Below are 443 nucleotides of genomic sequence, written 5' to 3' on the forward strand. Positions count from 1 at the left end.
AAGTAGATTTTAAGGAAAAGGAGAGCTTAGGAAATGAAATTTAAGGTCTATGATTTAAACACCATTAATCAAGCTAAGGCTGAATTGGGTTTCAATCCCAATAGTCTTAATCTGACAGTCTTTTTAGGGCCCGGTAATACTGCAGCTATGATTTCTTATTTAACCATGTTTGCTCGGGACTACTACAATCTGTCTTTTGAGCAAAACGGCCTGCTTCTCATTAAACGTAGCAAGGCAACCAATAAACTAATCAAGGAGGACTACACCTTTATCCCTAATGAGGAGATTCAATCCATCCAATTTAAGTCAGGCCTACTCATGCATCGTTTGTTTGTTACTGATAGGAGCGGTAAGAGGACAATATTTCGGACCAGTCGTTTTTGGCTAGGTATTCCGTGGCAGGCTCAAAGTGTCAAACAGGTGGCAGATTCCTATGGCAGGCA

At 40.6% G+C, this 443-nt stretch carries 1 protein-coding gene; it reads left to right on the forward strand.

The features are described 5' to 3' along the window. Window positions 1-33: 33 nt before the first annotated feature. The coding region (locus tag FH871_RS34915; protein ID WP_138995348.1) for a hypothetical protein at window positions 34-443 on the forward strand (410 nt) is incomplete at its 3' end.

The sequence above is a fragment of the Larkinella sp. C7 genome, assembly GCF_006149005.1.
Classification (GTDB): Bacteria; Bacteroidota; Bacteroidia; order Cytophagales; family Spirosomataceae; genus Larkinella.